General features: G+C 68.7%; 23 protein-coding genes. 12 read left to right on the top strand and 11 right to left on the bottom strand.

Features of this window, described 5'->3' with window-relative positions:
- The first annotated feature begins 102 nt into the window (after nucleotides 1–102).
- The 4 genes from CDO46_RS13700 to CDO46_RS13685 all read left to right on the top strand — a co-directional run bounded on the left by CDO46_RS13700 (nucleotide 103) and on the right by CDO46_RS13685 (nucleotide 4,010).
- Entirely contained in the window at nucleotides 103–1,446 is a 1,344-nt protein-coding gene (locus CDO46_RS13700) for a Rieske 2Fe-2S domain-containing protein (protein WP_087839017.1), read from the top strand.
- Nucleotides 1,446–1,943 carry an aromatic-ring-hydroxylating dioxygenase subunit beta gene (locus CDO46_RS13695; RefSeq protein ID WP_176400740.1) on the top strand — a complete coding sequence of 166 codons (498 nt, stop codon included), beginning with the start codon at nucleotides 1,446–1,448 and terminating at the stop codon, nucleotides 1,941–1,943. The genes CDO46_RS13700 and CDO46_RS13695 overlap by 1 nt, the downstream gene beginning before the upstream one ends.
- A gap of 11 nt (nucleotides 1,944–1,954) precedes the next feature.
- Nucleotides 1,955–2,953 carry an FAD-binding oxidoreductase gene (locus CDO46_RS13690; protein ID WP_087839015.1) on the top strand — a complete coding sequence of 333 codons (999 nt, stop codon included), beginning with the start codon at nucleotides 1,955–1,957 and terminating at the stop codon, nucleotides 2,951–2,953.
- Nucleotides 2,954–3,014: 61 nt separating this feature from the next.
- On the top strand, nucleotides 3,015–4,010 hold the full coding sequence (locus tag CDO46_RS13685; protein WP_087839014.1) for a tripartite tricarboxylate transporter substrate binding protein: 996 nt from the start codon (nucleotides 3,015–3,017) through the stop codon (nucleotides 4,008–4,010).
- Between the two features lie 3 nt (nucleotides 4,011–4,013).
- Here the strand turns inward: CDO46_RS13685 and CDO46_RS13680 are convergent, their stop codons facing one another.
- Nucleotides 4,014–5,054, bottom strand: a complete 1,041-nt coding sequence (locus CDO46_RS13680) for a porin (protein WP_176400739.1) — start codon at nucleotides 5,052–5,054, stop codon at nucleotides 4,014–4,016.
- Between the two features lie 144 nt (nucleotides 5,055–5,198).
- On the bottom strand, nucleotides 5,199–6,224 hold the full coding sequence (locus tag CDO46_RS13675) for a tripartite tricarboxylate transporter substrate binding protein (protein ID WP_176400738.1): 1,026 nt from the start codon (nucleotides 6,222–6,224) through the stop codon (nucleotides 5,199–5,201).
- A 281-nt stretch (nucleotides 6,225–6,505) separates the two neighbouring features.
- On the opposite strand from CDO46_RS13675, the gene CDO46_RS13670 reads away from it, so the two are divergent.
- From CDO46_RS13670 to CDO46_RS13650, 5 genes are all read left to right on the top strand, one after another.
- Nucleotides 6,506–7,756 (top strand): LysR family transcriptional regulator, encoded by a 1,251-nt coding sequence (locus CDO46_RS13670; RefSeq protein ID WP_087839112.1) that lies wholly within the window; start codon nucleotides 6,506–6,508, stop codon nucleotides 7,754–7,756.
- A gap of 259 nt (nucleotides 7,757–8,015) precedes the next feature.
- Nucleotides 8,016–8,996, top strand: coding sequence for a hypothetical protein (locus tag CDO46_RS13665; RefSeq protein ID WP_087839011.1), 981 nt, complete (start codon nucleotides 8,016–8,018; stop codon nucleotides 8,994–8,996).
- A 30-nt stretch (nucleotides 8,997–9,026) separates the two neighbouring features.
- Nucleotides 9,027–10,130 carry an alcohol dehydrogenase catalytic domain-containing protein gene (locus CDO46_RS13660; RefSeq protein WP_087839010.1) on the top strand — a complete coding sequence of 368 codons (1,104 nt, stop codon included), beginning with the start codon at nucleotides 9,027–9,029 and terminating at the stop codon, nucleotides 10,128–10,130.
- A 21-nt stretch (nucleotides 10,131–10,151) separates the two neighbouring features.
- Nucleotides 10,152–11,450, top strand: coding sequence for a M24 family metallopeptidase (locus tag CDO46_RS13655; protein WP_087839009.1), 1,299 nt, complete (start codon nucleotides 10,152–10,154; stop codon nucleotides 11,448–11,450).
- A 74-nt stretch (nucleotides 11,451–11,524) separates the two neighbouring features.
- On the top strand, nucleotides 11,525–12,823 hold the full coding sequence (locus CDO46_RS13650; RefSeq protein ID WP_087839008.1) for an MFS transporter: 1,299 nt from the start codon (nucleotides 11,525–11,527) through the stop codon (nucleotides 12,821–12,823).
- A 42-nt stretch (nucleotides 12,824–12,865) separates the two neighbouring features.
- On the opposite strand, the gene CDO46_RS13645 is transcribed toward CDO46_RS13650, so the two are convergent.
- From CDO46_RS13645 to CDO46_RS13605, 9 genes are all read right to left on the bottom strand, one after another.
- Entirely contained in the window at nucleotides 12,866–13,594 is a 729-nt protein-coding gene (locus CDO46_RS13645; RefSeq protein WP_087839007.1) for a bifunctional 2-polyprenyl-6-hydroxyphenol methylase/3-demethylubiquinol 3-O-methyltransferase UbiG, read from the bottom strand.
- Nucleotides 13,591–14,388 (bottom strand): class I SAM-dependent methyltransferase, encoded by a 798-nt coding sequence (locus CDO46_RS13640; protein ID WP_087839006.1) that lies wholly within the window; start codon nucleotides 14,386–14,388, stop codon nucleotides 13,591–13,593. Before CDO46_RS13640 ends, CDO46_RS13645 begins: the two co-directional genes overlap by 4 nt.
- Before the next feature lie 79 nt (nucleotides 14,389–14,467).
- Nucleotides 14,468–15,031: a GNAT family N-acetyltransferase gene (locus tag CDO46_RS13635; protein ID WP_087839005.1), complete on the bottom strand. Its 564-nt coding sequence runs from the start codon at nucleotides 15,029–15,031 to the stop codon at nucleotides 14,468–14,470.
- 3 nt (nucleotides 15,032–15,034) lie between these two features.
- Nucleotides 15,035–15,859: an IclR family transcriptional regulator gene (locus CDO46_RS13630; protein WP_087839004.1), complete on the bottom strand. Its 825-nt coding sequence runs from the start codon at nucleotides 15,857–15,859 to the stop codon at nucleotides 15,035–15,037.
- 30 nt (nucleotides 15,860–15,889) lie between these two features.
- Nucleotides 15,890–16,600, bottom strand: a complete 711-nt coding sequence (locus CDO46_RS13625) for an aspartate/glutamate racemase family protein (protein WP_087839003.1) — start codon at nucleotides 16,598–16,600, stop codon at nucleotides 15,890–15,892.
- 196 nt (nucleotides 16,601–16,796) lie between these two features.
- On the bottom strand, nucleotides 16,797–18,380 hold the full coding sequence (locus CDO46_RS13620) for a class I adenylate-forming enzyme family protein (protein WP_087839002.1): 1,584 nt from the start codon (nucleotides 18,378–18,380) through the stop codon (nucleotides 16,797–16,799).
- Nucleotides 18,377–19,000: a 2-hydroxychromene-2-carboxylate isomerase gene (locus CDO46_RS13615; RefSeq protein WP_087839001.1), complete on the bottom strand. Its 624-nt coding sequence runs from the start codon at nucleotides 18,998–19,000 to the stop codon at nucleotides 18,377–18,379. Before CDO46_RS13615 ends, CDO46_RS13620 begins: the two co-directional genes overlap by 4 nt.
- Before the next feature lie 2 nt (nucleotides 19,001–19,002).
- Entirely contained in the window at nucleotides 19,003–19,968 is a 966-nt protein-coding gene (locus tag CDO46_RS13610) for a tripartite tricarboxylate transporter substrate binding protein (protein WP_087839000.1), read from the bottom strand.
- 110 nt (nucleotides 19,969–20,078) lie between these two features.
- Nucleotides 20,079–20,594 (bottom strand): MarR family winged helix-turn-helix transcriptional regulator, encoded by a 516-nt coding sequence (locus CDO46_RS13605; protein ID WP_087838999.1) that lies wholly within the window; start codon nucleotides 20,592–20,594, stop codon nucleotides 20,079–20,081.
- A gap of 222 nt (nucleotides 20,595–20,816) precedes the next feature.
- Here CDO46_RS13605 and CDO46_RS13600 point away from each other — a divergent pair, with 222 nt between their 5' ends.
- Genes CDO46_RS13600 through CDO46_RS13590 form a run of 3 tightly spaced genes read left to right on the top strand, consistent with a single transcriptional unit; the run spans nucleotide 20,817 to nucleotide 23,909 of the window.
- Nucleotides 20,817–22,508 carry an FAD-dependent oxidoreductase gene (locus CDO46_RS13600; RefSeq protein ID WP_176400737.1) on the top strand — a complete coding sequence of 564 codons (1,692 nt, stop codon included), beginning with the start codon at nucleotides 20,817–20,819 and terminating at the stop codon, nucleotides 22,506–22,508.
- The gene (locus CDO46_RS13595) at nucleotides 22,498–22,707 is read left to right on the top strand and encodes a DUF2783 domain-containing protein (protein WP_087838997.1); all 210 of its coding nucleotides are present in this window, start codon (nucleotides 22,498–22,500) and stop codon (nucleotides 22,705–22,707) included. The genes CDO46_RS13600 and CDO46_RS13595 overlap by 11 nt, the downstream gene beginning before the upstream one ends.
- The gene (locus CDO46_RS13590) at nucleotides 22,704–23,909 is read left to right on the top strand and encodes an FAD-dependent monooxygenase (RefSeq protein WP_087838996.1); all 1,206 of its coding nucleotides are present in this window, start codon (nucleotides 22,704–22,706) and stop codon (nucleotides 23,907–23,909) included. The genes CDO46_RS13595 and CDO46_RS13590 overlap by 4 nt, the downstream gene beginning before the upstream one ends.
- Nucleotides 23,910–23,912 lie beyond the last annotated feature (3 nt).

The following is a 23,912-nucleotide window of genomic DNA, read 5'->3' as shown; positions in this document are numbered from 1 at the left end:
CCCAATGTCATTCTCATGAAGAATGAGTGAGATTCAATCATTTCATTTTACATATATCTACCCCAAACCTAAGATTCGCTGCACAACGAGTGGAGCGAGACGATGACAACACCGACAACCACCAGCAAGCCCGCTTTCTCCGGGTATGTGCTGGACGAGGCGGACGGCGGCAGGTTCCTGGTCGATCGCGGGATCTACCGGGATCCGGCGCTGTTCGAGGCCGAGATGGCCCGCATCTTCGAAGGCGGCTGGGTCTACCTGTGCCATGAAAGCGAGCTGCCCCGGCACGGCGACTACGTGACGCGATACATGGGGCGCCAGCCCGTGGTGGTCAACCGCCGCAAGGACGGCAGCATCGGCGCTTTCGTCAATGCCTGTGCGCACCGGGGCACCGTGGTCGCGCCGCTGCGCAAGGGGTCGGCCAAGAGCTTCACCTGCCGGTTCCATGGCTGGACCTATGCCGAGACGGGGCGCTGCATCAAGATCAAGAACCAGGAGACCGGCGCCTACGCGGGCGACGAGAACCTGCGCGAGGGCTTCGGGCTGAAGGTGGTGCCCCGGGTCGACAGTTACCGGGGCTTCGTGTTCGGCAGCCTGTGCGCCGATGTGGGTGAACTGCACGATCACCTGGGACCGGCCCGGGTCTGGATGGACCTGATGGTGGATCAATCGCCCGAGGGGCTGGAGGTGGTCGAGGGCGATTCCACCTACATCATCCGCGGCAACTGGAAGATGGGTGGCGAGAACGGCGTGGATGGCTATCACGTCAGCACCGTGCACCGCGTCTTCGCCGCCACGATGGCGATGCGCGAGGAAGCGCGCGGCGGCGCCGGCACGCAACGGACCGAGGCCGGCCGCATCGTGGGCAGGGTCGAATCGGGCACCGCGGATTTCGGCAACGGCCACATCGGCATCTGGGCGCGTCGCTCGACGCCCGAGGCCGCGCCGCTGTACGAGGCCCGCGAGCGGCTGCTGGGCGAGTTCGACGAGCGCAAGGTGGACTGGATGGTCGGCATGGGCCGCAATCTCTATCTGTTCCCCAACATGCTGCTGTTCGACCAGCCTTCCACGCAGATCCGCATCCTGCGTCCGCTGTCGGCCGACCGTACCGAGGTGCGCATCCAGTGCATCGCGCCGCGCGGCGAAAGCGCCGAGGCGCGGGCGTCGCGGCTGCGCAAGTTCGTGGACTTCTACCTGCCCACGGGCATGGCCACCTCGGACGACATTGCCGCGCTGGAGGACACCGCCATTGGCGGCGAGGCCCGGCTGAGCCGGTGGAACGACTACGGCCGCGGGGAGCGGGCCATGCGGCCCGGCGCGCAATGCCGGCCGCTGATGGACATAGGCTGCGAGGCGGTCGCGGCCTCCGACAACTGGGACCACGAGGTCTTCTACCAGGGCTATTACCGCCACTGGCTGCGGGTGATGAACGAGGAGCGGGGCTGATGGTCGTCGATACCGACCTGCACGTGCAGGTATCCACGTTGCTGGCCCGCGAGGCCACCTACCTGGACGAGAAGAACTGGGACGCCTGGCTGGACCTGTTCGCGCCGGACGTGGAGTATTTCGTGCCCGCCTGGCTGTCGGAGGACACCCTGACCACCGACCCGCGCACGCAGTTGTGCCTGATGCACATGGATTCCCGGTTGGGCCTGGAGGAGCGCGTGTTCCGGATCCGCAGCCGCGATTCGTTCGCGTCGCTGCCATTGGACCGGACCGCGCACCAGACGAGCAACATCCTCATCACCGGCCAGTCCGGCGACGAGGTCGAGGTCAGCGCGTCCTGGCTGGTGCATTGCGTGGGGCCGCGCGGCCAGGCCACGCGTGGCGGCCGCTACGACTACACGCTGCGGCGCACGGACGGCGGCCTGAAGATCGCCCGCAAGCGCATCGTGATGATCGACGAGAAGATCGAGGGCACGGTCGATGTCTATCACATCTAGGCGGGCACCCCATGCATGACATCACCGCGATCTTCGAGGACGGCCGGACGGTCCGGTTTCCCGCCCGCCCCGGCGAGGTGGTCTACCAGGCCGCCTATCGCGCCTCGCTAGAACTGGCCCACGACTGCCTGGAAGGCGCCTGCGGCGAATGCAAGGCCTGGTGCACGGCGGGCGAGTTCGAACTGGACGACTACAGCGACGAAGCCTTGTCGCGCGACGAGCGCGACCAGGGGCAGACGCTGCTGTGCAAGATGCTGCCGCGTTCGTCGTGCGTGGTGGAGCTGCCCTATCCTTCCAGTTTCCAGGCCGGCGATGCGCCGGCGGCCATCGCGGCGCGGCTGGCCGCGGTCGAGCGCGTCTCGTCCACGGTCGTGCGGACGCGGCTGCAGGCCGACCGTCCGCTGGATTTCCTGCCAGGCCAGTACGCCAACCTGTCGGTGCCCGGCGCCGGCGTGTCGCGGGCCTATTCGTTCGCGAACCTGCCGGGGCGCGACGAACTGGAGTTCTTCCACAAGCTGGTCCCGGACGGTGCCATGAGCGCCTACCTCTCCCAGCGCGCCAAGGTGGGCGAGGCACTGACGCTGACGCCGCCGTCCGGCCATTTCTACCTGCGCGAGAACGGCCGCCCGCTGCTGCTGGTCGCCGGCGGGACGGGGCTGGCGCCCTTCCTGTCCATGCTGGGCCACCTGGCCCGCGCGCCGCGCGCGGCGCCGCCGATCCGGCTGCTGATCGGCGCCAACGCGGCGGCGGAATTCTTCGCCCACGAGCAACTGGCCGGACTGGCCGGCATCCTGCCTGTCGAGATCGAGCGCATCGCGGTCTCCAGCGAAGGATGGACCGGCGCCACCGGCCACGTCACGCAACTGCTGCACGACGACATGCTGCGGGATGCGCCCGATGTCTATCTGTGCGGCCCGCCGCCCATGATCGAGTCCTGCGCCGGCTGGCTGGCGGCGCGGGGTGTGGACCGCCACCGGGTGCGGGCCGAGAAGTTTCTTCCCTCGGCCTGAACGCCGGCCGGATCGCAAGTGACCGCAGTGTCACGCAGTGCCATACCTACTGGAGACAAGCATGCCCAAGTCCATTCCGTCCGTCCGTACCCGGCGCGCCGCCTGTCTGCTCGTGGCCGGCAGCCTGCTGTCCGCCCACGCCGCCGCCGGCGCGAAAGAGGAAGCCTGGCCCGCCAAGCCCATCCGCGTCATCGTGGCCTTCGCGCCCGGCGGGCTGACCGACATCATCGCCCGTGCCTTCCAGCCGCGCCTGGCCGAGATCTTCGGCCAGCCGGTCATCATCGAGAACCGCCCCGCGGCCGGCGGCACCGTGGCCGAAGGCGCCGTGGCGCGGGCCGAGCCGGACGGCTACACCCTGCTGATGACCGCCGACGGCGTGCCGGCCAATCCGCATCTCTACAAGGGGCTGTCCTACGACATGTTCCGGGACCTGCAGCCGGTCAGCCAGCTGGTCCGCATACCCCTGGTCATGCTGGTCAATCCCTCCCTGCCGGTGAAATCGGTCAAGGAACTCGTCTCGTTCGCCGCCGCCGCGCCGGGCAAGTATTCCTATGCGAGCCCCGGCGCGGGAACCAGCAACCATCTCTTCTTCGAGGTGTTCAAGGACATGACCCGGATGGACATGGTGCACGCGCCGTACAAGGGCGGCAGCCCCGCCATGACCGACCTGGTCGGCGGGCACGTGCAGGCGCTGCTGATCTCGGCCACCCTGGCGGTGCCCCAGGCGCAGGGCGGCAAGGTGCGCGCGCTGGCGGTCACCAGCGACCAGCGCATGGACGCGCTGCCGGACGTGCCCACCTTCGCCGAGGCGGGCTATCCCACGTTCAACCCGCACCAATGGACCGGCCTGTTCGTGCCGGCGGGCACGCCGCCGGCGCTGGTGGCCCGTATCCACCAGGCCTTCGCCAAGGCGGCCGACGCGCCCGACGTGCGTGCGCGCCTGAAGGAGCTGTCGGCCGAGCCCTACATGACCTCGCCCGAGGAATTCAAGCGGAATCTCCGGAAGGACTACGACATGCTGGGCGCCTTGATCGAGAGCAAGGGCATCACGCGCTAGCGCCTAGAACGAATGCCGCATGCCGACCTGGAAGGCGGTCGGGTCCGAGACGTTGCCGGTGCCCACGCCGCTGTTGGCGAAGCGGCTCAGCTGATAGTTGGCGGCCGCCTTGTTGGTGACATGCGAATACTGGGCATACAGCGTCGTCCGCTTGGACATGTCGTACTCGTAGCCCAGCGTGATCTGGCGCGCGTCGTTGCCCGAGGCGGCAGCCGGCCGCGACGCGTCGAGCAGGCCCAGGCTGCCCAGCAGGCGGCCGTTGGGCGTGACGGTGAAGCTCGCGCCCAGCGTCCACAGGCTGACGCGGGCGTCGGGGGCCGCGCCGTTGTCGGTGCGGAACTGCCAATAGCTCAGGTAGAGCTTGGCGCGGCCCAAAGCGTAGCTGCCGCCAGCCATCCATTCGTTGGTGGCGTGCACGCCGGCGTTCAGCACGTCCACGCGGTTCCAGGCCAGGCCCAGATACAGCGGACCCTGCTGGTACTGTCCGGCCACGCCGGTATGGCGGCCCATCTTGCCCTGGGCCGTGCTTTCCGCCCCCAGGCTGTAGAACAGGCCTGCGCGCAGACCCTTCCAGACGGGACTGTCGTAGCGGACGGCATTGTCGGTGCGCGAGGCGCCGGCGGTCATCAGCACCTGCGTGGTGCTGTACGGCGCGACGTTGAAGGCGTTCGAGCGGATCTTCAGGTCGTAGATGGGGCTGTACTCGCGGCCGGCCGTGAGCGTGCCCCACTTGCCGGACAGGCCCACCACCGAACGGCCGCCGAACAACTGGCCGCCCACCTGGGTGCCGTCGTCGACGTTGAAGCGGCCTTCCAGCACGAACAGCGCCTGGTTGCCGTTGCCGAGGTCCTCGGTGCCGCGCAGGCCCCAGCGCGATTGCGTCAGCCCGCCGGACTGGAGCCGCGTGGCCTTGTTGTCGCCGGACTTGATGTACTCGATCGAGGCATCGACGATGCCATACAGGGTGACGTTGCTCTGGGCGTGGGCCAGACCGGGCGCCAGCGCGGCGGTGGCGATGGCCAGCAGGGGCTTGAGTGTCTTCATCGGGTGTCTCCGTTGCCAGTCGTGGCTGGCTCGTTGTGGGAAGCGTGGGCGCATGAGGGCGGGCCCGGGCTGCGCGGACGCAAAGCGGGCCGGCGCCGTCCGTCGGGACGGCGCGCGATGCGGTCGTGCCAGAGGGAAGGCTGGTTATTCTGGCTGCAGGCCGGCGTTGGCGATGATGGCCTTCCAGGCCTGGAGCTGGTTGCGGACCAGTTGCGAGAAGGCCTCGGGCGAGCTTTCTACCGGGACCAGGCCGACGGAGGCGTACTTGGTCTTCACGTCGGGCGTTGCGCCGACCTGCGCCACCGCGCGGGCGATGGCGTGGACGACCGGCCCCGGCGTTCCCGCCGGGGCCAGCAGGCCCTCGAAGCCCACGAGGTCGAAGTTCGAGAAACCCGCCTCTTTCATGGTTGGCACGTTGGGCGTCAGCGCAGAACGCGTGGGTCCGGTACTGGCCAGCACGCGCAGCTTGCCCGCCTCGACCTGCGGGGCCAGCGTGGAGTAACTGGCGAAGACGGCCGAGACACGACCGCCCACCACGTCCATGACGGCGGGCGGCGTGCCTTTGTAGGGCACATGCAGCATGTCGACGCCGCCTTCCTTGGCCAGCAGGCCACCCAGCAGGTGGGGCGTCGTGCCGGCGCCGGGCGAGGCATAGGTGTACTTGCCGGGCGCCGCCTTGGCCAGGGCGATGAATTCGCGCACGGTCCTGGCCGGGATGCCGGCGTTCACAGCCAGCCATAGCGGTGCGTCCGCGGCCTGGGCCACGGGCACGAAGCTGCTGATGGGATCGTAGGTCAGGTTGCGGTAGAGCGAGGGTGCCTGCACGAACGCGGTCGAGGTGAAAAGCAGCGTGTGGCCGTCCGGGGCGGCTCGCGCGACGGCGTCGCTGCCTATGGTGGTGCCGGCCCCGGGTCGGTTCTCCACCACGACCGGTACGCCCCAGGCCTTGCTCAGGGGTTCGGACAACGTGCGCGCAGACTGGTCCATGGAGCTGCCGGCAGGGCCCGGCACGACGATCCTGACCGGACCGTTCGGAAAGCCCGAGGGCTGCGCCACGGCGCAGGCCAAGGGGACGGCCGCCGCCAGTACGTGCAGGGCCGCCGCCAGTACGTGCAGGGCGCGAAGGCCGTGGCGCGCCGCCACGACGGAAATGTTGGGGATGGATTTCATGTCGTCTCCTCGATCCTGGCGGCCATGGTCCGCAACCCGCCGCGGCGCCGTCAAAGCGCGTTCTCGCATTCTGAGACAGATTGGGCGCCCGGCATAAGGCAATCCGATCGCCTTTCAGGGGCCGCAGTGTGCCAGGAGACGCCAGCAGGCGAGGCGTCAGGAGGAGAAATTATCCATGCGGCTGCCATAATGCCGATAAAAAAATAAGATGGCATTTGAACAAGCTTGTATGCCGGTGCGGCGCGCCGTGCCCCAACCTGGATCTTTTCCGGACCCGCAACGTGGCTACTTCCCCAAAGCGTCTCGCTTCCCTGCCCAGCCTGGCCCATTTACGGGTACTGGCCGCTGTGGCCCAGCACGGCAGCGCTACCCGCGCGGCGGCGGCCCTATTCCGCGCGCAGTCGGCCGTCACCCGGTCCATACGCGAGATCGAGCAGGCACTGGGTGAGCCCCTGCTGGAGCGGCGCGCCACGGGCATGGTTCCCACCGCGGTCGGACGGACGGTGCTCGATCGCAACGCACGGGTGTTCGGCGAACTGGAAGAACTGGCGTCGTGGTGCGCGGCTGGACAACCGCGCGCCCGCACGGCCGTGGCGCCGGCGGTGCCTAGCTACCTCCTCAACACGCGCCGCCTGCAACTGCTGGTGGCATTGGCCCGGCATCGCCACATGCCCACCGCCGCGCATGCCCTGGGCATCAGCCAGCCAGCGGTCAGCGCGGCCATACGCATCCTGGAAAGCGGGGCGGGCTTCCCGCTGTTCGATCGCACGACCAGCGGCCTGCAGCCGACCGAGGCGGGGGAACAGTTCGTGCTGCAGGTGCGCCGGGCGTTGAACGAACTGCGCCACATTCCCGACGACATCGCAGCGGTGAAGGGCAGCATACGCGGCCAGGTGGTGGTCGGCGGGCTGCCCTTCGCGCGCACCCGTATCCTGCCCGAGGCCGTGGCCCGGGTCAGCCGTTCCCACCCCGGCGTGCGCGTGGTGACCGACGAAAGCGCCTACGAGATCCTGGCCGCGGACCTGCGCGCCGGCGACGTCGATTTCATCTTTGGCGGCCTGAGGGCCGCCGACATGGCCAGTGGGTTCCGCAGCGAAAGGCTGATGTCCGAGGCCATGGTGGTGCTGGCGCGCAGCGACCATCCGCTGGCCGCCAGCAAGGGGCTGGCCCTGGCCCGGCTGGGCCGGCAGCAATGGATACTGCCCCGCGCCCACACACCCGCCCGCACGATACTGGACGACGTCTTTGCGCGGGCGCGGGTGCGCACGCCCGAGCCCGCGGTGGAGACCGCCGATCTCGCGATGATCCGGGGGTTGCTGCTGCGCACGGACATGCTGGCGATCCTGCCGGCCCAACAGCTGCACTACGAGTGCCAGACAGGCAGCCTGGCGGTGCTGGACATCGCCCTGCCGGGCACGGAACGGGACATCGGCCTGACCCTGCGCACCACGGGAGAGCCGTCTCCGGCGGCGCGGACGCTGATCGAAGCGATACGAAGCGTCGTCGCCGAGATGGCCGCCGCGGCCACCTGAGTCGGATCGGCCGGTCCAGCCGATCAATCTGGCCCGCCATGGTATCTATTTTATTTATCGGCATGGGTCTGCCAAACCTGTTCGCCGGGCTCCGCCCGGCCGCTGGAGAACCGGGGTTTTCGAGCCCTCGGATTCAGTCCAGAAACCGCATTTCCGCCCTGCCGAAAAAACTTATCGTCGTCTTGTCTTTCCCACCGCTTGCCGCCATGATGCGCGCACCGGAGGCCACGGCCATCCCATCGACCACGCGAGACCAAGCATGAGCACCGTCCAGGAACATCTCGACATCTTTCCGTTCGACACGCCGCCCGTGATACTGACGCGGCGCGAGGCGCTGCTGCTGGACGACCCCGTGCCGTCCACGGTGAAGGCGCCGGAGCCGCCGCCCATCGAGGCCATCCACTATGCGCCGCGCTACTCCGAGCAGAAGGGGCCTCAACGCAACGTCTACGAAAGCCCTTACCTGCGCATCGAACGCTACTCCATGGCGCACGGGCGGCAGCGCTTCTATCACCGCAATACCGGCGCGGACGAGATTTCCTACCAGGTGGACGGCCAGCGCCTGCTGATGACCGAGCTGGGTTCGGTCGACCTGGTGCCGGGCGAGTTCGTGCGGCTGCCCAACGGCGTGGCGCACGACAACTACGGCAGGCAGGACATCCACCTGCTGTTGTACGTGTCGGACCCGGCGGCCGAACTGCTGCCCGCGCGCCGGACCTCGGAACATCGCCAGACGCCGTTTCCCGAATGGCAGCCTGCGGTGGTCAACGAGATGGTGTCCAAGGACCTGGCGGGCCCAGGGCAGTGCCTGGTGCTCGCGCCGGCCGACGAACGCCTGCTGCTGGACCACGCCCTGAACGATCCGCGCCGGCTGGCCGTGCTCGACCCCGGTGACGAGGCGGCGGGGGCCTGCTGGATCTACCGCTCGACCCACGTCTGGATAGGCCGCACGCGCCGCCCGGCCAGTGACGGCCGCGTCTACCAGCGCCACCTGAACGCCGACGAAGTGCAGTACCAGGTGAGCGGGCGCCGCACGCTGGTCACGCAGCGCGGCTGCCTGGAGATCGAGCCCGGCGACTTCGTGCGCATCCCGCAGGGCGTGGCCTTCACCAGCATCCACCACGAACCCGTCGAGTACCTGATGCTGGCATCCCGCCACGAGATCCCGCAATCGGCCCAGGGCACCAAGCAAGGCGGCAGGCTCGATGCCGCGGCGGTGGAACGGCTGCGCGCGCGCTAAGCCGCAAGAAGAACGACAGGACAGGGAAACATGAAGCAGATGATCGCCGCCCGCGCCCATGCATCGGGCGAACTCAAGCTGGAAACGGTGGACGTGCCCGTGCCGGAAGCGGGCGAGGTGCTGGTGCGGGTGGCCAGCGCGGGCATCGCGCCGGGCATCACCAAGCTGCTGGCCAAGGGGCGCTTTCGCCACCTGCCGACCACGCTCGGCCATGAAATCGCCGGCACGGTGGCCGAGACCGGCGCCGGCGTCGATCCGGCCCTGGCCGGCCGGCGCGTGCGCGTCTCGCCCAATCTGACCTGCGGACGCTGCGAATACTGCCTGAGCGGGCGCGAGCCCATGTGCCCGTCCACCGCGATGATCGGCCACGCGGCCTTCGGCACCGGCCCCATGCCGCTGTACGAGCGCTACCACGACGGCGGCCTGGCGGAATACGTGCGCGTGCCCGCCAGCCACGTCGATCCGCTGCCGGACAACGTCAGCTTCGACGTGGGCGCCAAGCTGCACGACCTGGGCAATGCCGTGCGCGCGCTGCGGCAGACCGGCATGCCGGCCTCCGGCCGGCTGGTCATCACTGCGGCCACCGGCACCATGGGCACGGCCTCGATCAAGTTCGCCCGTTTCTTCGGCGCGCGGGAACTGGTGCTGGTCGGGCGCTCCGACTCGCGCCTGGAGGCCCTGCGGCCGTTGGCCGGCGGCCTGCCCGTGAAAACGGTGGCCCTGGAGGATCTGCCGGGCTGGGAAGAGGACGGGGGCCTGACGCGGCGCCTGGTCGAACTGCTGCCCCAGGGGGCGGACGCGGTGCTGGATTTCTTTCCCTCGGGCCCGGGCAGCGCGCAGGCCATGGCGGCCCTGGGCACGGGCGGCGCCCTGGTCCACATGGGTGGCAACACGTCGATGCTGCCCTTCTCGATCCGGGACATGATGCATCACTGCTGGCGCTTCGTCGGCACGCGTTCCTGCACGAAGCAGGACACGGACCTGGTGCTGAACCTGCTGGCCTCGGGGCAGGTCACCGCCGACGATCTCATCACTCACCGCTTCCCGTTGTCGCGGCTGGCCGAGGCCATGGAAGTCACCGGCAGCCGCAAGGAACCGATCTGGATGGCCATCGTGCATCCGGATGCCGCGTGACCCCTTTTTCCTTCGACCGTCATGACCGATACACCGACGATGCACCCCTACCGCCGCTTTTCTCTGGCCGAACGCGACCGCCGTTGGAAGGCGGTACGCCAGCGCATGGCCGAGGAAAACCTTGCCGCCATCATTGCCCCGCCGAATCCGGGCAACTCCACCGACTGGCAGGCCGATGCCCGCTATCTGTCCCATTGCGGGGGCGGAGCCGACACGTCCATAGGCGTGGTCTTCCCGCTGGAAGGCGAGGTCACCGTCGTCGCAACCTCCGCGCAGGAGCGGTGGGGGCCGCTGGTACAGGACTGGGTGGCGGACGTGCGCACCGTCAACCGGCAGTTCGGCGCCGCCATGGGCGAGCGGCTGCGGGAACTGGGGCTGGACGGGCAGCGCATTGGCATCAGCGGGCTGGTCGGTGGCACTCGCACCCCCGAAGGCACCATCATGCACGGCACCTATGAGGCGCTGGTCCGCGCGGTGCCGAACGCGAGCTTCGTCGAGGCAGGCGAACTGATGCAGGACGTGCGCGAGGTCAAGAGCCAGGAAGAGATCGACGTCCTGCAATGCTCCATCGACCTGGTCGAGCGCGCGCTGGAGGCGCAACTGGCCGCGGCGCAGCCTGGGGTGCCGGACTATGTCGTCTGGGCCGAGACCATGCACGCCATGTTTCGGCGCGGCTCGGAACTGTCGGTTCATTTCAACTGGATCAGCGGCGATAATCCCGGCCGCACGCTCACGCGGCCCACCGCCCGGCCGCTGCGCGAGGGCGACCTGATCCTGGGCGAGATCGAGGCCTCGGTCATCGGCTACCGCGCCCAGCGCCTGCCCGTGGTGGCGGTGAACCGCTGTCCGCCCGTCATCCGCGACCTGTCGGTCATCCATGGCGACATGTACGCCGAACTGCTCGAGGTGCTGCGCGCCGGTGCCACCGTACGCGAGGCGATCGCCGCGACGGTGGACATCACGCGCCGCATCGCGCCGCGCAGCGGCCCGCTGGCCGGGCTGAAGGCCTCGCTTATCCTGCACGGACGGGGATTGGGCGACGACCGGCCGCTGGTGCTGACCAAGCTCGGCGGCGATCCCTTCTACGGCGCGACCGAACGCGCCATGGAGGCGGTGTTCCCCGAGGACGGCGTCTATATCTGCAAGCCGGCGATCTCGACCGCCGACGGCGTGTTCCAGTTCGCCTGGGGCGACACCGTGCGTGTCACGGCGCGCGGCGCGCGGCGCATGGGCAGGATGCCCCACGGCGTACAGGTCTCGGAACCCGGGCCGTTCACCGACTGGCCCACCGACGTCACGGTGCTGGGCGGGGGGGCGTAGGCGGGCCCGCCATGCTCCGGAGGGAATGCGCTACGATGGGCGCGGCCAAAAAGACATCCCCCACCGGAGCGGGCATGGACAACGACACGCCGATCGACCCCTACCGCAAGATCAGCGCGCGCATCATTCCGCTGATGATGCTGCTGTACCTGATGGCCTTCCTGGACCGGGTGAACATCAGCTTCGCCGCGCTGACCATGAACCAGGACCTGGGTTTCACGCCGACCATCTTCGGCTGGGGCGCAGGCATCTTCTTCATCGGCTACTTCCTGTTCGAGATTCCCAGCAACGTCATCCTGGAGAAGGTTGGCGCGCGGCTGTGGATCGCGCGGATCATGGTGACCTGGGGCCTGATCTCGGCGGCCATGGCCTTCGTGTCCGGCACCGCGAGCTTCCTTACATTGCGCTTCCTGCTCGGCGTCGCCGAGGCGGGCTTCCTGCCCGGCATGCTGCTCTACCTGACCTACTGGTTCCCGGCCCGTCACCGGGCGAAGTTCATCGCCCTGTTCATGGCGGCGGTGCCGCTGGCCAGCGCGATCGGCTCGCCCATCTCGGGCCTGCTGGTCGGCATGGACGACGTGATGGGGCTCAAGGGCTGGCAATGGCTGTTCATCCTGGAAGGACTGCCCTCGTGCGTGCTCGGCATCGTGGTCCTGTTCGCGCTGCCGGACAGGCCGGCCACCGCCAGGTGGCTGTCGCCGCGCGAGCGCGAGATCGTCGAGGCAGACCTGGCGCGGGACCGGCTGGCCGGTTCGGGGCGCAGCCACCACGCCATGTGGCCGGCCCTGGTGGATCGCCGCGTGCTGGTCCTGTGCGGCGTGTACTTCGGCATCGTCATCGGGCTGTACGGCATCGGCCTGTGGCTGCCGCAGATCGCCAAGGCGATGGGTTACTCGAATGCCGCGGTCGGCTTCATCGTGGCCGCGCCCTATGCCGTCAGCGCGGTGGCCATGCTGGCCTGGGGCCGCCGCAGCGACAAGCGCGGAGAACGCGCCGGCCACGTCGCGGCCGCGGCCCTTCTCAGCGTGGCCGGCCTGCTCGCCAGTCTGTACTTCGGCACGCCGTGGATCGCGTTGTGCTGCCTGGGCCTGGCCTCGGTCGGCATCTATGCCTGCCTGGGGCCGTTCTGGGCAATGCCGCCGCTGTTCCTGCAAGGCACGGCGGCGGCGGGCGGCATCGCGCTGATCAACTCGGTGGGCAACCTGGGCGGCTTTGCCGGCCCCTACCTGATGGGCTGGATCAAGGAAAGCACCGGCAGCTTCTCGCTGGGCATGGCAGCCCTGGCCGGCTGCCTGGGCGCGGCCGCGATATTGGCGCTGTCGCTGGGCCGGGAGATGCGGGCGATGCGCGATGCGCGGCCGGATCATGCGTAGCCGCCCTTGCATGCTTCCAGGGCGGCCGGCCGGACCGGCCGTTCAAGCCGATGCCGAGACCAGCAGCATCATCGGCCGCTCGCGCTCCTCCGCCAGTTCGGGCATGGCCCGCACCTGTTCTTCCGTGGGGCCCCATTCGACCAGGCGCGTCACGGTGAATCCGGCCTCGACCAGGAGCCGGAACAGTGTGCCCAGGGTGCGGTGCTGCTTGACCACGCCCTCGGCCAGCCAGTTCGTGACGCGCGGGCCTTCGAGCTGGTAGTTGTCCACTGGCCAGGTCTTGCGGCCGTCGACACCTGGCAACCATCCCGGATGGCGCGAGGCCATGTAGATCGGATGCTCGATGGAGAAAACCAGGCGGCCTTCCGGCTTCAGCGCGGCGTGGATGGCCGCGAGCAGTTCCGGCAGGCGCTGGATGTAGTGAAAGGTCAGCGAGCTGTACGCGAGATCGAATGCCCGGGCTGGCAGCGCGGGCTGTTCGAGGTCTGCCCGCCGATAGTCTATGCCGCCTTCGGGAGTCAGCTCCCACGCCCGAGCGAGCATCCGCTCGGAAACGTCGAGCGCCAGCACGCCAGCGGCACCATGCTCCCGCGCCCATCGGCTGAACCAGCCATATCCGCAGCCCAGGTCCACGATGGCCTGGTCCCGGACGTCGCCCACCATGTCCCGCAACGCCGGCCACTCGGGCGCGCCCGCCAGGCCGTGGATGGACCGGCCGAGGCGGCCGTAGCCTTCGAAGAAGGCGGGGTTGTCGTAGATGTTCTGGCTCATGGCGCCGATGCCACCCGATCCACCCGCACTAGGCAGTATGCGGCGGTGTCGTAGGGAATGGTCACGACGTCGCGGCCGCGCAGTTCGGGCTGGGCGTCGATCAAGGTCCGCAGCCGTTCATCCACCCCGGCCCGCTGTTCCGGCGGCAGCGCCGAGATGAAGCTGGTGGAGCGCACCCGGTTCAGGATGACGTCTTCCGGGGATCCGGTGTGGCCGTTGGCATAGTGCCGCTCGTCCATGGGGCCGAAGCCCGGATGGGGAAAGGCCTGGCGCCAGGCACCGGTGTAGTAGCGCGGCGCGTCGCCCTCGAACTCGTTGACGATGCGGTCGATCGCGGCCACCCAGGGCACGCGCGCGTCGCGCATGTTCCAGACCAGTCCCAGCCGGCCGCCGGGCTTGAGCACGCGATGGATCTCGTCCAGGGCCTCGGCCGTGGCGAACCAGTGGAAGGCCTGCGCACACACGACCACATCGACACTGGCATCGGGTAGCGGGATGGCGTCGGCCGTGCCGACCAGCGGGCGGACCTCGGGATGGGACGCGGCCAGCTTGTCCAGCATCGCGGCCACCGGCTCCACGGCGATCACGCTGGCGCCCGTGGCAAGCAGGCGGGGCGTGAACTTGCCGGTGCCCGCGCCCAGGTCCAGCACGGTGGCGCCGGCATGCAGGCCCAGCGTATCGCGCAGCCATCCGGCGATTTCCGGCGGATAGTCGGGACGTCCGCGGACGTAGGTGTCCGCCCCTTTGGTATAGCCGTCGACGGCCGAGTGATGGATGGAGCTCGTGCTGTCCATGTGTTCTCTCCGGTGAAGCGCGGGGGCGATCTGTTTTACCATGCGCGTCTATCGGGGCCAGGAGGTCGCATGCAGGCAATCAATCGCCCGCCGCCTGGCCCTTGCGCCGCGCAAGCCATTCCTCGCGCGTGATCTCCCAGATTTCGCTGGGCAGCCTGCCCGATACGTAGCCGCGCTCCTCGGTGGCGACCATGCGCATGCCGCCGCGCGCCGAGATCCGGCTGGACGCGATGTTGGCCGCAGCCTTGGGCACGCGCAGCCTGGGTTTGCCCAGCACGTCGAACCAGTAGGCGGTGACCGCTTCGGCGGCTTCCGTCATCAGGCCCTGGCCTTGCCATTCCGGCACGATCCAGAAGCCCCGGTTGTTGTCCGGGTCGTCCATCAGGCTCACCACGCCGATCAGCCGGCCGGGCTCCTGCCTGGGCCGCAGGCTCCAGTGCCACTCCCGGCCCTGCTCCATGGCCGGCAGCGCCGCATCGCGCAGGAACACGAGCGCGCCGTCCTCGGGATACGGCCAGGGAACGCGGTCGGCCAGGAAGCGCACGATTTCCCAGCGCGCGAAGGCATGCTGGATGGCCGGGGCATCGGCCAGCGTCAGGGGAGGCAGCAGCAGGCGCGGCGTGGAAAGCGCGGGAATGGGCATGGCCTACTCCGCCGCGGGCTTCCAGCCGATGGAGCGCGATACGCCCTGGGTTTCCTCGACCAGCGCCGCGGCGATCTCGGCGGCGCTGGGCACGATCGCCTGGCCGGGCGGTTCGCGGAAGATCAGCGTGATGACGGTGGACAGCGCGCCCTGGTAGTCGAGGATGGGCGCGGCCAGGGCCGACAGGTTGTTGACGTAGTGGCCGTGGTTCTCGGCATAGCCCCGCGCACGTACGGTCTGGCACATCTGGCCCAGGTCGGCGGAACCTATGCGTTCGCCTCGCGCCTTGGCGCGCGCGATCTCCTTTTGGATGAAGGGCTTGGTGATGGCCGGCGGCAGGTGGGCCATGAAGACGATGCCCGAGGCCGAGGTCAGGACCGGGAATACCGATCCCAGGCCCAGGTCGGTGCCGATCAGGAAAGTGCTGCGCTTGAGCCGTATGCAGGTCGGCCCCGATTCGCCCCACACGCACAGCAGGCCCGTCAGGTCGAAGCGTGTACAGATGCGGTCCAGGGCTTGCGAGGCCAGTGTGAAGACGTCGGTCTTGGTCATGGCCGATACGCCCCAGCGCAGCGCCTGCGGCCCCAGGCCGTAGTGGCCGGTGGCCGGATCCTGCACGACCAGCCCCGACTTGGCGAAGCTGGTCAGGTAGCGGTGCGCCTGGCTGGCCGAGATGCCGGCGTCCTTGCCGATGTCGCGCAACGGTAGCGCACCCGTGGCCGCCGCCAGTGCGTCGATGACCCGCACGCCCACTTCGACGGACTGGATGCCTTTCTTCTCGCGCACGGCGGGCGTTGCGGCACGCTTGGGCTGTTTCGATGCGGGCATGCGGGGCAGCCTGTCAGATGGTGGACGGGATCACGGCGGTCCTCCCAGCGCCCGCTCGACCGCGGCCTCGGCATGCAGCCGGGTGGTGTCGTAGCAGGCGAGAGGCGGCGCGGCGCCGTCCAGCAGCAGCGGCAGTTCGGTGCATCCGACGACGACCGCCTGCAGGCCGGCGAGCCGCATTCCGTCAATGATCGCCAGCACCCGTCGGCGCGAGCCGGGATCGATGCGGCCGCGCGTCAGCTCGTCGACGATGATGGCGTCCAGCGCCGCGCAGTCCTCGGAAGCCGGCGGAACCAGTTCGATGCCGTGGTGGTCGCGGTACCAGTCCCTGTAGAAGGGCGACATGGTGACGTGGCGGGTGCCGATCAGGCCGGCGCGATCCAGGCCGGCGGCTCGCAGCGCGGTGGCCGTGGGAGTGCCGATGTGCAGCAGGGGCAGGCCGACGCCGCGTTCGACCTCGTCGGCGAAGCGGTGGGCGGTGTTGGCGGTCAGCAGGAAGAAGCCGGCGCCGGCACGCGCCAGCCGCTGGCCCGCATGGACGAGCGATGCGCCCACATCGCCCCAGCGGCCGTCGGCGCCGGCCTGCAGCAGCGGCTCGAAGTCCAGCGTGACGAGGATGCTCTCGGCGTTGTGGTGGCCGCCGGCGCGGCGCTGCATGGCCTCGTTGATCAGCCGGTAGTACAGGGCCGACGATTCCCAGCTCATGCCGCCTATGAGGCCGATCAGCTGTGTTTGTGGCATGGGTCGAATTCCTCCGGCATGGCTGGGCGCCCGAAATTCGAGGAATTGTACTATGAACAATATATTGGCTATTGTGCAATAGCGGCCGGGGTTCCGGCCGATGCCCGTGCGCCCGCGCCAGCCGGGCGCCGCACGCAGGGCGTCGGGCCCGTATCCGCCCGATTTCCATGCGCGCCTGGAGGCGAGCCGGCACCGGTCAGCCCGTTGCCGCGCCCGGTGCCGCCGCCAGTTCCCTGAGCCTGGCCTTCGATATCTTGCCCACGCCGATGCGGGGGAAATCCTCGACGAACACGACCTCGCGCGGCACCTTGTACTTGGCCAGTTCCCGCCGGCATGCCTCGACGATGGCGTCGGCCAGCCCCGTGACGCCGCCGTCCGCCGGCAGTCGCACGAAGGCGACGGGAACTTCGCCGTAGGCGGCATCGGGCCGGCCGACCACGGCCACTTCGCTTACCCGGGGTACCGTCCGGATGACCCGCTCTATCTCTGCCGCGGAGACCCCTTCGCCGCCGACCTTGAGCAGGTCCTTGGCGCGGTCGCCGAACTGGATCGAGCCGTCTTCATGCAACAGCACGCTGTCGCCCGTCCTGAAGTAGCCATCATCGTCGAAGGCGTCCCGCGTCGCTTGGGCATTGCCGAAGTACTCGGCAAACAGGGTGATCCCCCGTATGCCACGGACCAGAAGATTGCCGCGTTCGCCGGGCAGGCAGTCGCGGCCCCGGTCGTCGACGATGCGTACGCCGTAGCCGGCGGATGGGCGGCCGATGGCGCCGGGCCGGGGAGGCGACCACGGATCGGTGACGATGCCTTGCGCGACCATTTCGGTCATGCCCCACGCTCCCATCATCCTGATGCCGAAATGGGCCTCGTGCTCGGGCAGCCAAAGCGCATTGCACCATTGCCGGAAGGCGTGGCCGCGGGGAACGGGCATGCCCGCCAGCACGTTGGCACTGAAGATGACGTGAGATCCCACGGTGCTGCGATGCTCGAGCGCGACCGGCCAATAGCGGCTGGCCGAGAAGCGGGGCTGCAGGACGATGCTGGCGCCGGCCCAGAGCGCGGGAAAGACCGACCAGGACAGGCCGACCACGTGGAACAGCGGCAGGAACACCTGGAACACGTCGTCGCCGCGCAGGCCTTGCTGCATGGCGCCGAGTCTGCCGGCCCACAAGGCGTTGGCATGCGTCCATGCCACGCCCTTGGGACGCGAGGTCGTGCCACTCGTGAACAGCACGGACAGCGGCGCCGCCGCGTCGGGCGGGCGTTGCGGCGCGGGCGCGGCCAGCAGCGCGGCGTGGCGTTCGTCGGGCCGTGGCGCGGTGGCGGCGTCGGCGGGCTGCCCGGCATCGTCGTCGGTGATCGCCAGCCATTTCAGGCCGGGGCAATGGCCGCGGATCTTCGCCGCGAATTTCGGATGCGTGACGGCCCCGCAGGCCTCCGTCAGTTCGGCGAAATAGGCCAGTTCCGGTCCGGCGGCCATGGCATTGGTGGGAACACAGACGGCGCCCAGATGCGCGCAGGCGAAATACGTCAGCAGGAATTCCGGACAGTTCTCCAGGTGCATCAGGACGCGGTCGCCGACGCGCACGCCGCGCCTTTGCAGGCCGCCCGCCAGCGAGGCGACCTGTCCGGCGAACTCGGCGTAGGTCCAGGTGCGCGATACGCCGGGCTCCGGCGCCCAGGTCAGGAACGGGTGTCCGGGCCGCTCGGCCGCCTTCCTGCGGAGCAATGTGGCCAGATCGTGGCCGGTGAATTGAAGCAGCGCGTCCTGGTGTGTCATGGCGCGGGATCCCACGAACTGTGCTCGAGCCAATGTTCGAGCATCCATAGGCGGTCCACCCCCCAGAGGGGTTGGCCGTCGACGATGAAGAAAGGCACGCCGAACACCCCCTGGGCGACCGCGTGATCCACCTCTTCCTTGAGCGCGGCCTTGATGCCGGGCGATTCCATGCCTTGGCCCAGCGCCGCGGTGTCCACGCCCAGCAATGCCGCTTCCTCCAGGACCGCTTCCGCGGTGGAGATGTCTTCCCCCTTGGCCCACAGCCTGGCGCAGATGGCGCGCGCAAAGCGCGCGGCCTGCGCGGAATCGTGCCGCTTCAACCAGAGGAAGGCGCGCAGCGCGCGGATGGGGGACACGTCCGGGTGGCGCAGCTCGCATATCGGCACGCCCAGCAGACGCGCCATGCGGTGCTTGTCCTGCCGGGAGTAATCGGCCTTGAGCGGCGTCGCCGGAACCGGCTTCAATCCCATCACCTGCAGTACCGTGACGCTCAGGAGCACCGGCCGCCAGTCCACCTGCCTGCCATGGCGCGCCGCCAGTGTCTCGATTTGGGTCGAAGCCAGGTAGCCATAGGGAGAGATCGGATCGAAGTAGAAGGCGATGGGGGAAGGCTGGTCCATGCCTACAACTTCTCGATGCCGGCCGCCTTCACGATGCCGCTCCATCGCGTCAGCTCGCTGGCGATGAGACGCGAGAACTCGGCGGCCGTGCTGGTTTCCGGATCCAGCCCCATGGCGGCATACCGTTGTTGGACTTCCGGTAGCGCGATTACGCGATGTACCTCGCGCTGGAGACGGTCGACGATGGCCGGCGGCGTGCCGGCGGGGGCCAGCAATCCTTGCCACAGCTGCACGTCCAGGCCCTTGAGTCCCAGGCTGGTGAAGGTCGGCACGCCCGGAAACGAGGGGTGTTCGGCACGCGAGGTGATCGCTATGGCCTTGAGCTTGCCCGTCTTCAAGCCGGCGCCGATGGAAATCGAGTCGGAAATGGTCGCCAGCACGTCGTTGGCGATGGCGGCATTGACCGCGTCGGTACTGCCCTTGTAAAGGATTTCCTGGAACCGGGAACCCGCCTGCAGGTTGAGCTGTTCGCCGATCAGGCGAAACGGCGCGGCCGCGGACGAATAATTGGCTTTTTCGGGATGCGCCTTCGCATAGGCCAGCAGCTCGGGCAAGCTCTGGGCGGGCCCGCTCTTGTTGACGGCCATCAGCACCGGCAGCGACGCGACCAGCGAAATCGGAGCGAAATCCCTGGCGGCGTCGTACTTCACTTCCTTGTACAGCGCGGGGTTGATCGCGAGCGCGCCACTGGCGCCCAGCAGGATGGTGTAGCCGTCGGGCGCCGCGCGGGCCACGTACTCCGTCGCGATCATCGAGGCCGCGCCTGGGCGGTTCTCGACCACCACTTGCACCCCCAGCCCTTCGGACATTTTCTGCGCGAGCACGCGCGCCAGGATGTCGCTGCCGCCGCCGGCGGTATAGCCCACTACCAGGCGTACCGGCCGCGTGGGGTAGTCGTTCGCGAAGGCGGGGGCGTGTACGAACGCGGCGAGCACGACGGCCCCCGCCGACAGGCGTTTGCAAGGCATGGTGTCTCCTGAGTCATTGGCCGCTTCTGCTCGGCTGGCCGATCGCTGGCAGGGACAATATAAGGCTTCCTTACAATATGCGTAACGAGGGGGAACCCTAGCTCGGCGCGCTACATCTTCAAGGCCCGGCCCTGCAGCTTGTCGACCACGCGGAACAGCGTCGCGCGTTCCTGCGCCGACAGGCCCGACAGCAGGTCTTCCTGGAATTCCAGGGCCACGGGAACGATGGCCCAGTAGACCTCCTGGCCGGCATCGGTCAGGTCCAGGAAGGCTTCGCGCCTGTCGTTCTCGTTGGGCCGCCGCCGGATCAGTCCCGCCGCCTCGAGATCGGTGATCGCGCGCGAGACCATGACCTTGGTCATGCGGGTCTTGGCGCAGATATCGCGTGCGGTCATCGCGGCGTGTTCCCCTTCCGCGCCGCGCCGCTCACCCAGGAAGGAAATCACGCGCCAGCGCGGGCCGTCGATGCCGAAGCGTTCGGAATACGCCGCATAACTGCGCGCGAAGCGGTCGGCGACCAGGCTCGACAGCATGTTCAGCCGGTAGGGCAGGAAGGCGTCGAGCTGCAGGGAAGGGTGTTCGCCTGCCGGGCGGGAGGAAGCGGGCGTCGATCGCTTGATGGCCATGGGGACGAAGCAGGGTCTGGTGCCAAAGGGCGAATTCTAGTCCTCTTGCCGCGGCGGACGCAGGCCTGGGTGGCGCAGGCACCCGGGTTTTGCCTAGTCGCCGAACCTTCGGAAATCGCTTGACTTGGTTTCATAGGAAACCAATACTGTTCGGAAATTAGTTTCGTAGGAAACTAATTGCGGCGCATGGACCGCATATCGATTCTTGATGGAGTGTCCGGCATGGCATCGACCGAAGGCATATCGGGCAGTGGCGCGCGATATGACTCCCTTTACTTCGACTATGTGCACCATCCTTTCGAGCTTCCCCCGGAAATGCGCGGGGACGCGCCGGTGCACCAGGTGGTCGTCGCCGGCGCCGGGCCCGTCGGCCTGACCGTGGCGCTGGAGCTTGCCCGGCGCGGCATCGAGGTGGTGGTGCTGGAGGAAGACGACACCGTCAACCGGGGCAGCCGGGCGGTGGGCACCGCGCGGCGCAGCCTGGAGATCTTCGAGCGCATCGGCGCGGGCACGCGTTTCGTCGAGACCGGCGTGTCGTGGAAGGGCGGCCGCAGCTATTACCGGGACAAGCTGGTGCTGGATTTCCAGGTGCAGCAGGATCCGCGGCTCAAGCATCCACCCATGGTGTCGCTGGCGCAGTGCCACGTCGAGCAGTACCTGTACGAGGCGCTGCGCGCCTACCCCAACGTTTCCCTGCGCTGGTCGTCGCGGCTGGAGCATGTCGAACAGGACGGCGAACGGGTGACCGCCCGGGTCCATACGCCGTCCGGGTCCTACGCGTTGCATGCGCAGTGGCTGGTGGCGTGCGACGGCGGCCGTAGCGCGGTGCGCCGCTCGCTGGGCAAGGAGCTGCGGGGCAGCGTGTACGAAGGCCGCTACCTGATCGTCGACATCCAGATGCGCAGCAAGGAACCGCCCGGCCGGCGCGTCTGGTTCGACCCGCCGGCGTTTCCGGGGGCGACCATCATCATGCACAAGCAGCCCTTCGACATCTGGCGCATCGACTACCAGCTGTTGCCCGAAGAGGACCTGGAACAGGAGATCCAGCCCAAGCGGGTGCGCGAGCGGGTGACCGAATTCCTGGCGTCGATAGGCGAGACGGCGGATTGGCAGATCGACTGGATCAGCCCGTACCGCGCACACAGCCTGACGCTGGACGACTACCGCGATGGCCGCGTGCTGTTCGCCGGCGACGCCGCGCACCTGGTCCCCATCTTCGGCGCGCGGGGCATGAACGGCGGCGTGGACGACGCTCACAACCTGGGCTGGAAGCTGGCCTGGGTGGCGGCGGGACAGGCTCCGCCGGCCCTGCTGGATACCTATTCGATCGAACGCGTGGATGCGGCCAGGCAGAACATGGCACTGGCGGAGAAGAGCACGCGTTTCATGACGCCGCCCACGCGCGGGCACGCCGTCATGCAGGAAGCGGTGCTGTCGCTGGCGGTAAGCGAGGCCTTCGTGCGCGAGCTGATCAATCCTCGCCAGGTGACGGAACTGCGCATGACCGGTTCGTCGCTGCGTCTTGCCGACGATGGTTCGTTCGGCCACGGCCCCGCGCCCGGCGCCGTCTGCCCGAACCTGCCATGCGGCGCATCGGCCGGCGGGACGGTGTTCCTGCACGACAGGCTGGGTCGCGATTTCACGCTGCTGGCGTTCGGCGACGCTGGACTGGGCGACAAGTCGCGGCGCCTGGACGCGCTGCGCGCGTCGATGGGCGTGCCGTTCGGCATCGATGCCGTCGCGCTCGACGATGCCGGGATCGCCGGGGCGTTCGACGTCAGGCCGGGTACGGCCTACCTTGTGCGGCCCGACGGCCACGTGATGGCGCGGTGGCGTGCCTGGGAACCCGAAACGGTGTTGCCGTGCCTGGTGCGCGCGGTGCGCGGTAAAGAGGAGTTGGACCATGCTGGTTGAACAGACATTGCCCGCGGGGCTGCTGGAACGCAATTGGGAGGCGCTGGCCGTCGCGATGAACGCGGCCGGGCCGGACAAGGAGGCGGTCTTCCTGGCCAAGGTCGCCTTGATGTTGTCGTCCATGCTGGCCGATCCGGGCCGGCTGGCGCAGGTCATCGAGGTCGCACTGCGCGACCTGCGGCATGGGGAGCAGGCATGAGCACGGGCGACAAACGCATCGCCATCGCCGGCGCCGGCATAGGCGGCCTGGCCGCGGGGCTGGCCCTGCTCAAGCAGGGCTTCGACGTCGACATCTACGAACAGGCGGCCGAGCTGGGCGAGGTGGGTGCCGGCGTGCAGATCAGCCCCAACGGTACGCGGCTGCTCCAGGCATGGGGGCTGGGCGACGCCATGTTCGAACTGGGCACCCAGACCAGGGGCAAGGAGATCCGCGTCTGGAACACGGCGGACGCCAATCGCTACCTGGAGCTGGGCGCCGCGTCGGTATCGAAGTACGGCGCGCCCTACCTGACGTTCCATCGCGCGGACCTGCATGCGCTGCTGCTGGAAGCCGTGCGGCGGGAGAAACGCGACGCCATTCACCTGAACGCCGCCTTCGCGTCCCTGGGCACGGCTGACGGGGGCGCCGAGATGCGCCTGGCCTCGGGCCGGACCGTCCGGGCCGATGCGCTGATCGGCGCCGACGGCGTCCATTCCAAGGTGCGCCAGGCCTTGTTCGGTGCGGACCGGCCCCGGTTCACCGGCTGCATGGCCTGGCGTGGCCTGATCGACGCGAGCCGCCTGCCGGCATCGATCAACCGCACGGGCGGCGTGTCCTGGCTGGGGCCGACCGCGCACGTGCTGACCTATCCCATCCGCAAGGGACGGATGCTGAACTTCATCGGCATGGTGGACCGGGCGGACTGGACGGTCGAGTCATGGAACGCGCGCGGCACGATAGCGGAATGCCTGGCGGATTTCGAAGGCTGGCACGAGGACGTAATCGCCATGATCGAGCGCATCGAGGTGCCCTACAAATGGGCACTGATCGTGCGCGATACCCTGCCCGTCTGGGTGCGGGGGCACGTTGCCCTGCTGGGCGATGCCTGCCACAGCACGCTGCCCTTCATGGCCCAGGGCGCCAACATGGCGCTGGAAGACGCCATGGTGCTGGGCCGCTGCCTGCGCCGCACACCCGATGACATTCCGGCCGCGCTGGCCTCGTATGAACGGATGCGGGTCGAGCGGACCACGCGGATCGTGAACGAGTCGGCGGCCCAGATCACGCGCGTCCATGCGCCCGTGTTGGCCGAGGCCGGCGCCGCGCGGGAACACATCCGGCGCGAGTGGGAGCCGCACCGTGTCGAGGACCGCTACGACTGGGTCTATGGCTATGACGCCATCGAACAGCCTTTCGCCTAGGAG

Source organism: Pigmentiphaga sp. NML030171, from assembly GCF_002188635.1.
Classification (GTDB): domain Bacteria; phylum Pseudomonadota; class Gammaproteobacteria; order Burkholderiales; family Burkholderiaceae_B; genus Pigmentiphaga; species Pigmentiphaga daeguensis.
Note: the sequence above shows the minus strand (reverse complement) of the source record. Positions and strands in the feature narration are given on the sequence as shown.

Excerpts from the sequence above, each read along its gene's own strand:
- CDO46_RS13700 (WP_087839017.1), top strand. The coding sequence starts at position 103 with ATGACAACACCGACAACCACCAGCAAGCCCGCTTTCTCCGGGTATGTG.
- CDO46_RS13695 (WP_176400740.1), top strand. The coding sequence starts at position 1,446 with ATGGTCGTCGATACCGACCTGCACGTGCAGGTATCCACGTTGCTGGCC.
- CDO46_RS13690 (WP_087839015.1), top strand. The coding sequence starts at position 1,955 with ATGCATGACATCACCGCGATCTTCGAGGACGGCCGGACGGTCCGGTTT.
- CDO46_RS13685 (WP_087839014.1), top strand. The coding sequence starts at position 3,015 with ATGCCCAAGTCCATTCCGTCCGTCCGTACCCGGCGCGCCGCCTGTCTG.
- CDO46_RS13680 (WP_176400739.1), bottom strand. The coding sequence starts at position 5,054 with ATGAAGACACTCAAGCCCCTGCTGGCCATCGCCACCGCCGCGCTGGCG.
- CDO46_RS13675 (WP_176400738.1), bottom strand. The coding sequence starts at position 6,224 with ATGAAATCCATCCCCAACATTTCCGTCGTGGCGGCGCGCCACGGCCTT.
- CDO46_RS13665 (WP_087839011.1), top strand. The coding sequence starts at position 8,016 with ATGAGCACCGTCCAGGAACATCTCGACATCTTTCCGTTCGACACGCCG.
- CDO46_RS13660 (WP_087839010.1), top strand. The coding sequence starts at position 9,027 with ATGAAGCAGATGATCGCCGCCCGCGCCCATGCATCGGGCGAACTCAAG.
- CDO46_RS13655 (WP_087839009.1), top strand. The coding sequence starts at position 10,152 with ATGACCGATACACCGACGATGCACCCCTACCGCCGCTTTTCTCTGGCC.
- CDO46_RS13650 (WP_087839008.1), top strand. The coding sequence starts at position 11,525 with ATGGACAACGACACGCCGATCGACCCCTACCGCAAGATCAGCGCGCGC.
- CDO46_RS13645 (WP_087839007.1), bottom strand. The coding sequence starts at position 13,594 with ATGAGCCAGAACATCTACGACAACCCCGCCTTCTTCGAAGGCTACGGC.
- CDO46_RS13640 (WP_087839006.1), bottom strand. The coding sequence starts at position 14,388 with ATGGACAGCACGAGCTCCATCCATCACTCGGCCGTCGACGGCTATACC.
- CDO46_RS13635 (WP_087839005.1), bottom strand. The coding sequence starts at position 15,031 with ATGCCCATTCCCGCGCTTTCCACGCCGCGCCTGCTGCTGCCTCCCCTG.
- CDO46_RS13630 (WP_087839004.1), bottom strand. The coding sequence starts at position 15,859 with ATGCCCGCATCGAAACAGCCCAAGCGTGCCGCAACGCCCGCCGTGCGC.
- CDO46_RS13625 (WP_087839003.1), bottom strand. The coding sequence starts at position 16,600 with ATGCCACAAACACAGCTGATCGGCCTCATAGGCGGCATGAGCTGGGAA.
- CDO46_RS13620 (WP_087839002.1), bottom strand. The coding sequence starts at position 18,380 with ATGACACACCAGGACGCGCTGCTTCAATTCACCGGCCACGATCTGGCC.
- CDO46_RS13615 (WP_087839001.1), bottom strand. The coding sequence starts at position 19,000 with ATGGACCAGCCTTCCCCCATCGCCTTCTACTTCGATCCGATCTCTCCC.
- CDO46_RS13610 (WP_087839000.1), bottom strand. The coding sequence starts at position 19,968 with ATGCCTTGCAAACGCCTGTCGGCGGGGGCCGTCGTGCTCGCCGCGTTC.
- CDO46_RS13605 (WP_087838999.1), bottom strand. The coding sequence starts at position 20,594 with ATGGCCATCAAGCGATCGACGCCCGCTTCCTCCCGCCCGGCAGGCGAA.
- CDO46_RS13600 (WP_176400737.1), top strand. The coding sequence starts at position 20,817 with ATGGCATCGACCGAAGGCATATCGGGCAGTGGCGCGCGATATGACTCC.
- CDO46_RS13595 (WP_087838997.1), top strand. The coding sequence starts at position 22,498 with ATGCTGGTTGAACAGACATTGCCCGCGGGGCTGCTGGAACGCAATTGG.
- CDO46_RS13590 (WP_087838996.1), top strand. The coding sequence starts at position 22,704 with ATGAGCACGGGCGACAAACGCATCGCCATCGCCGGCGCCGGCATAGGC.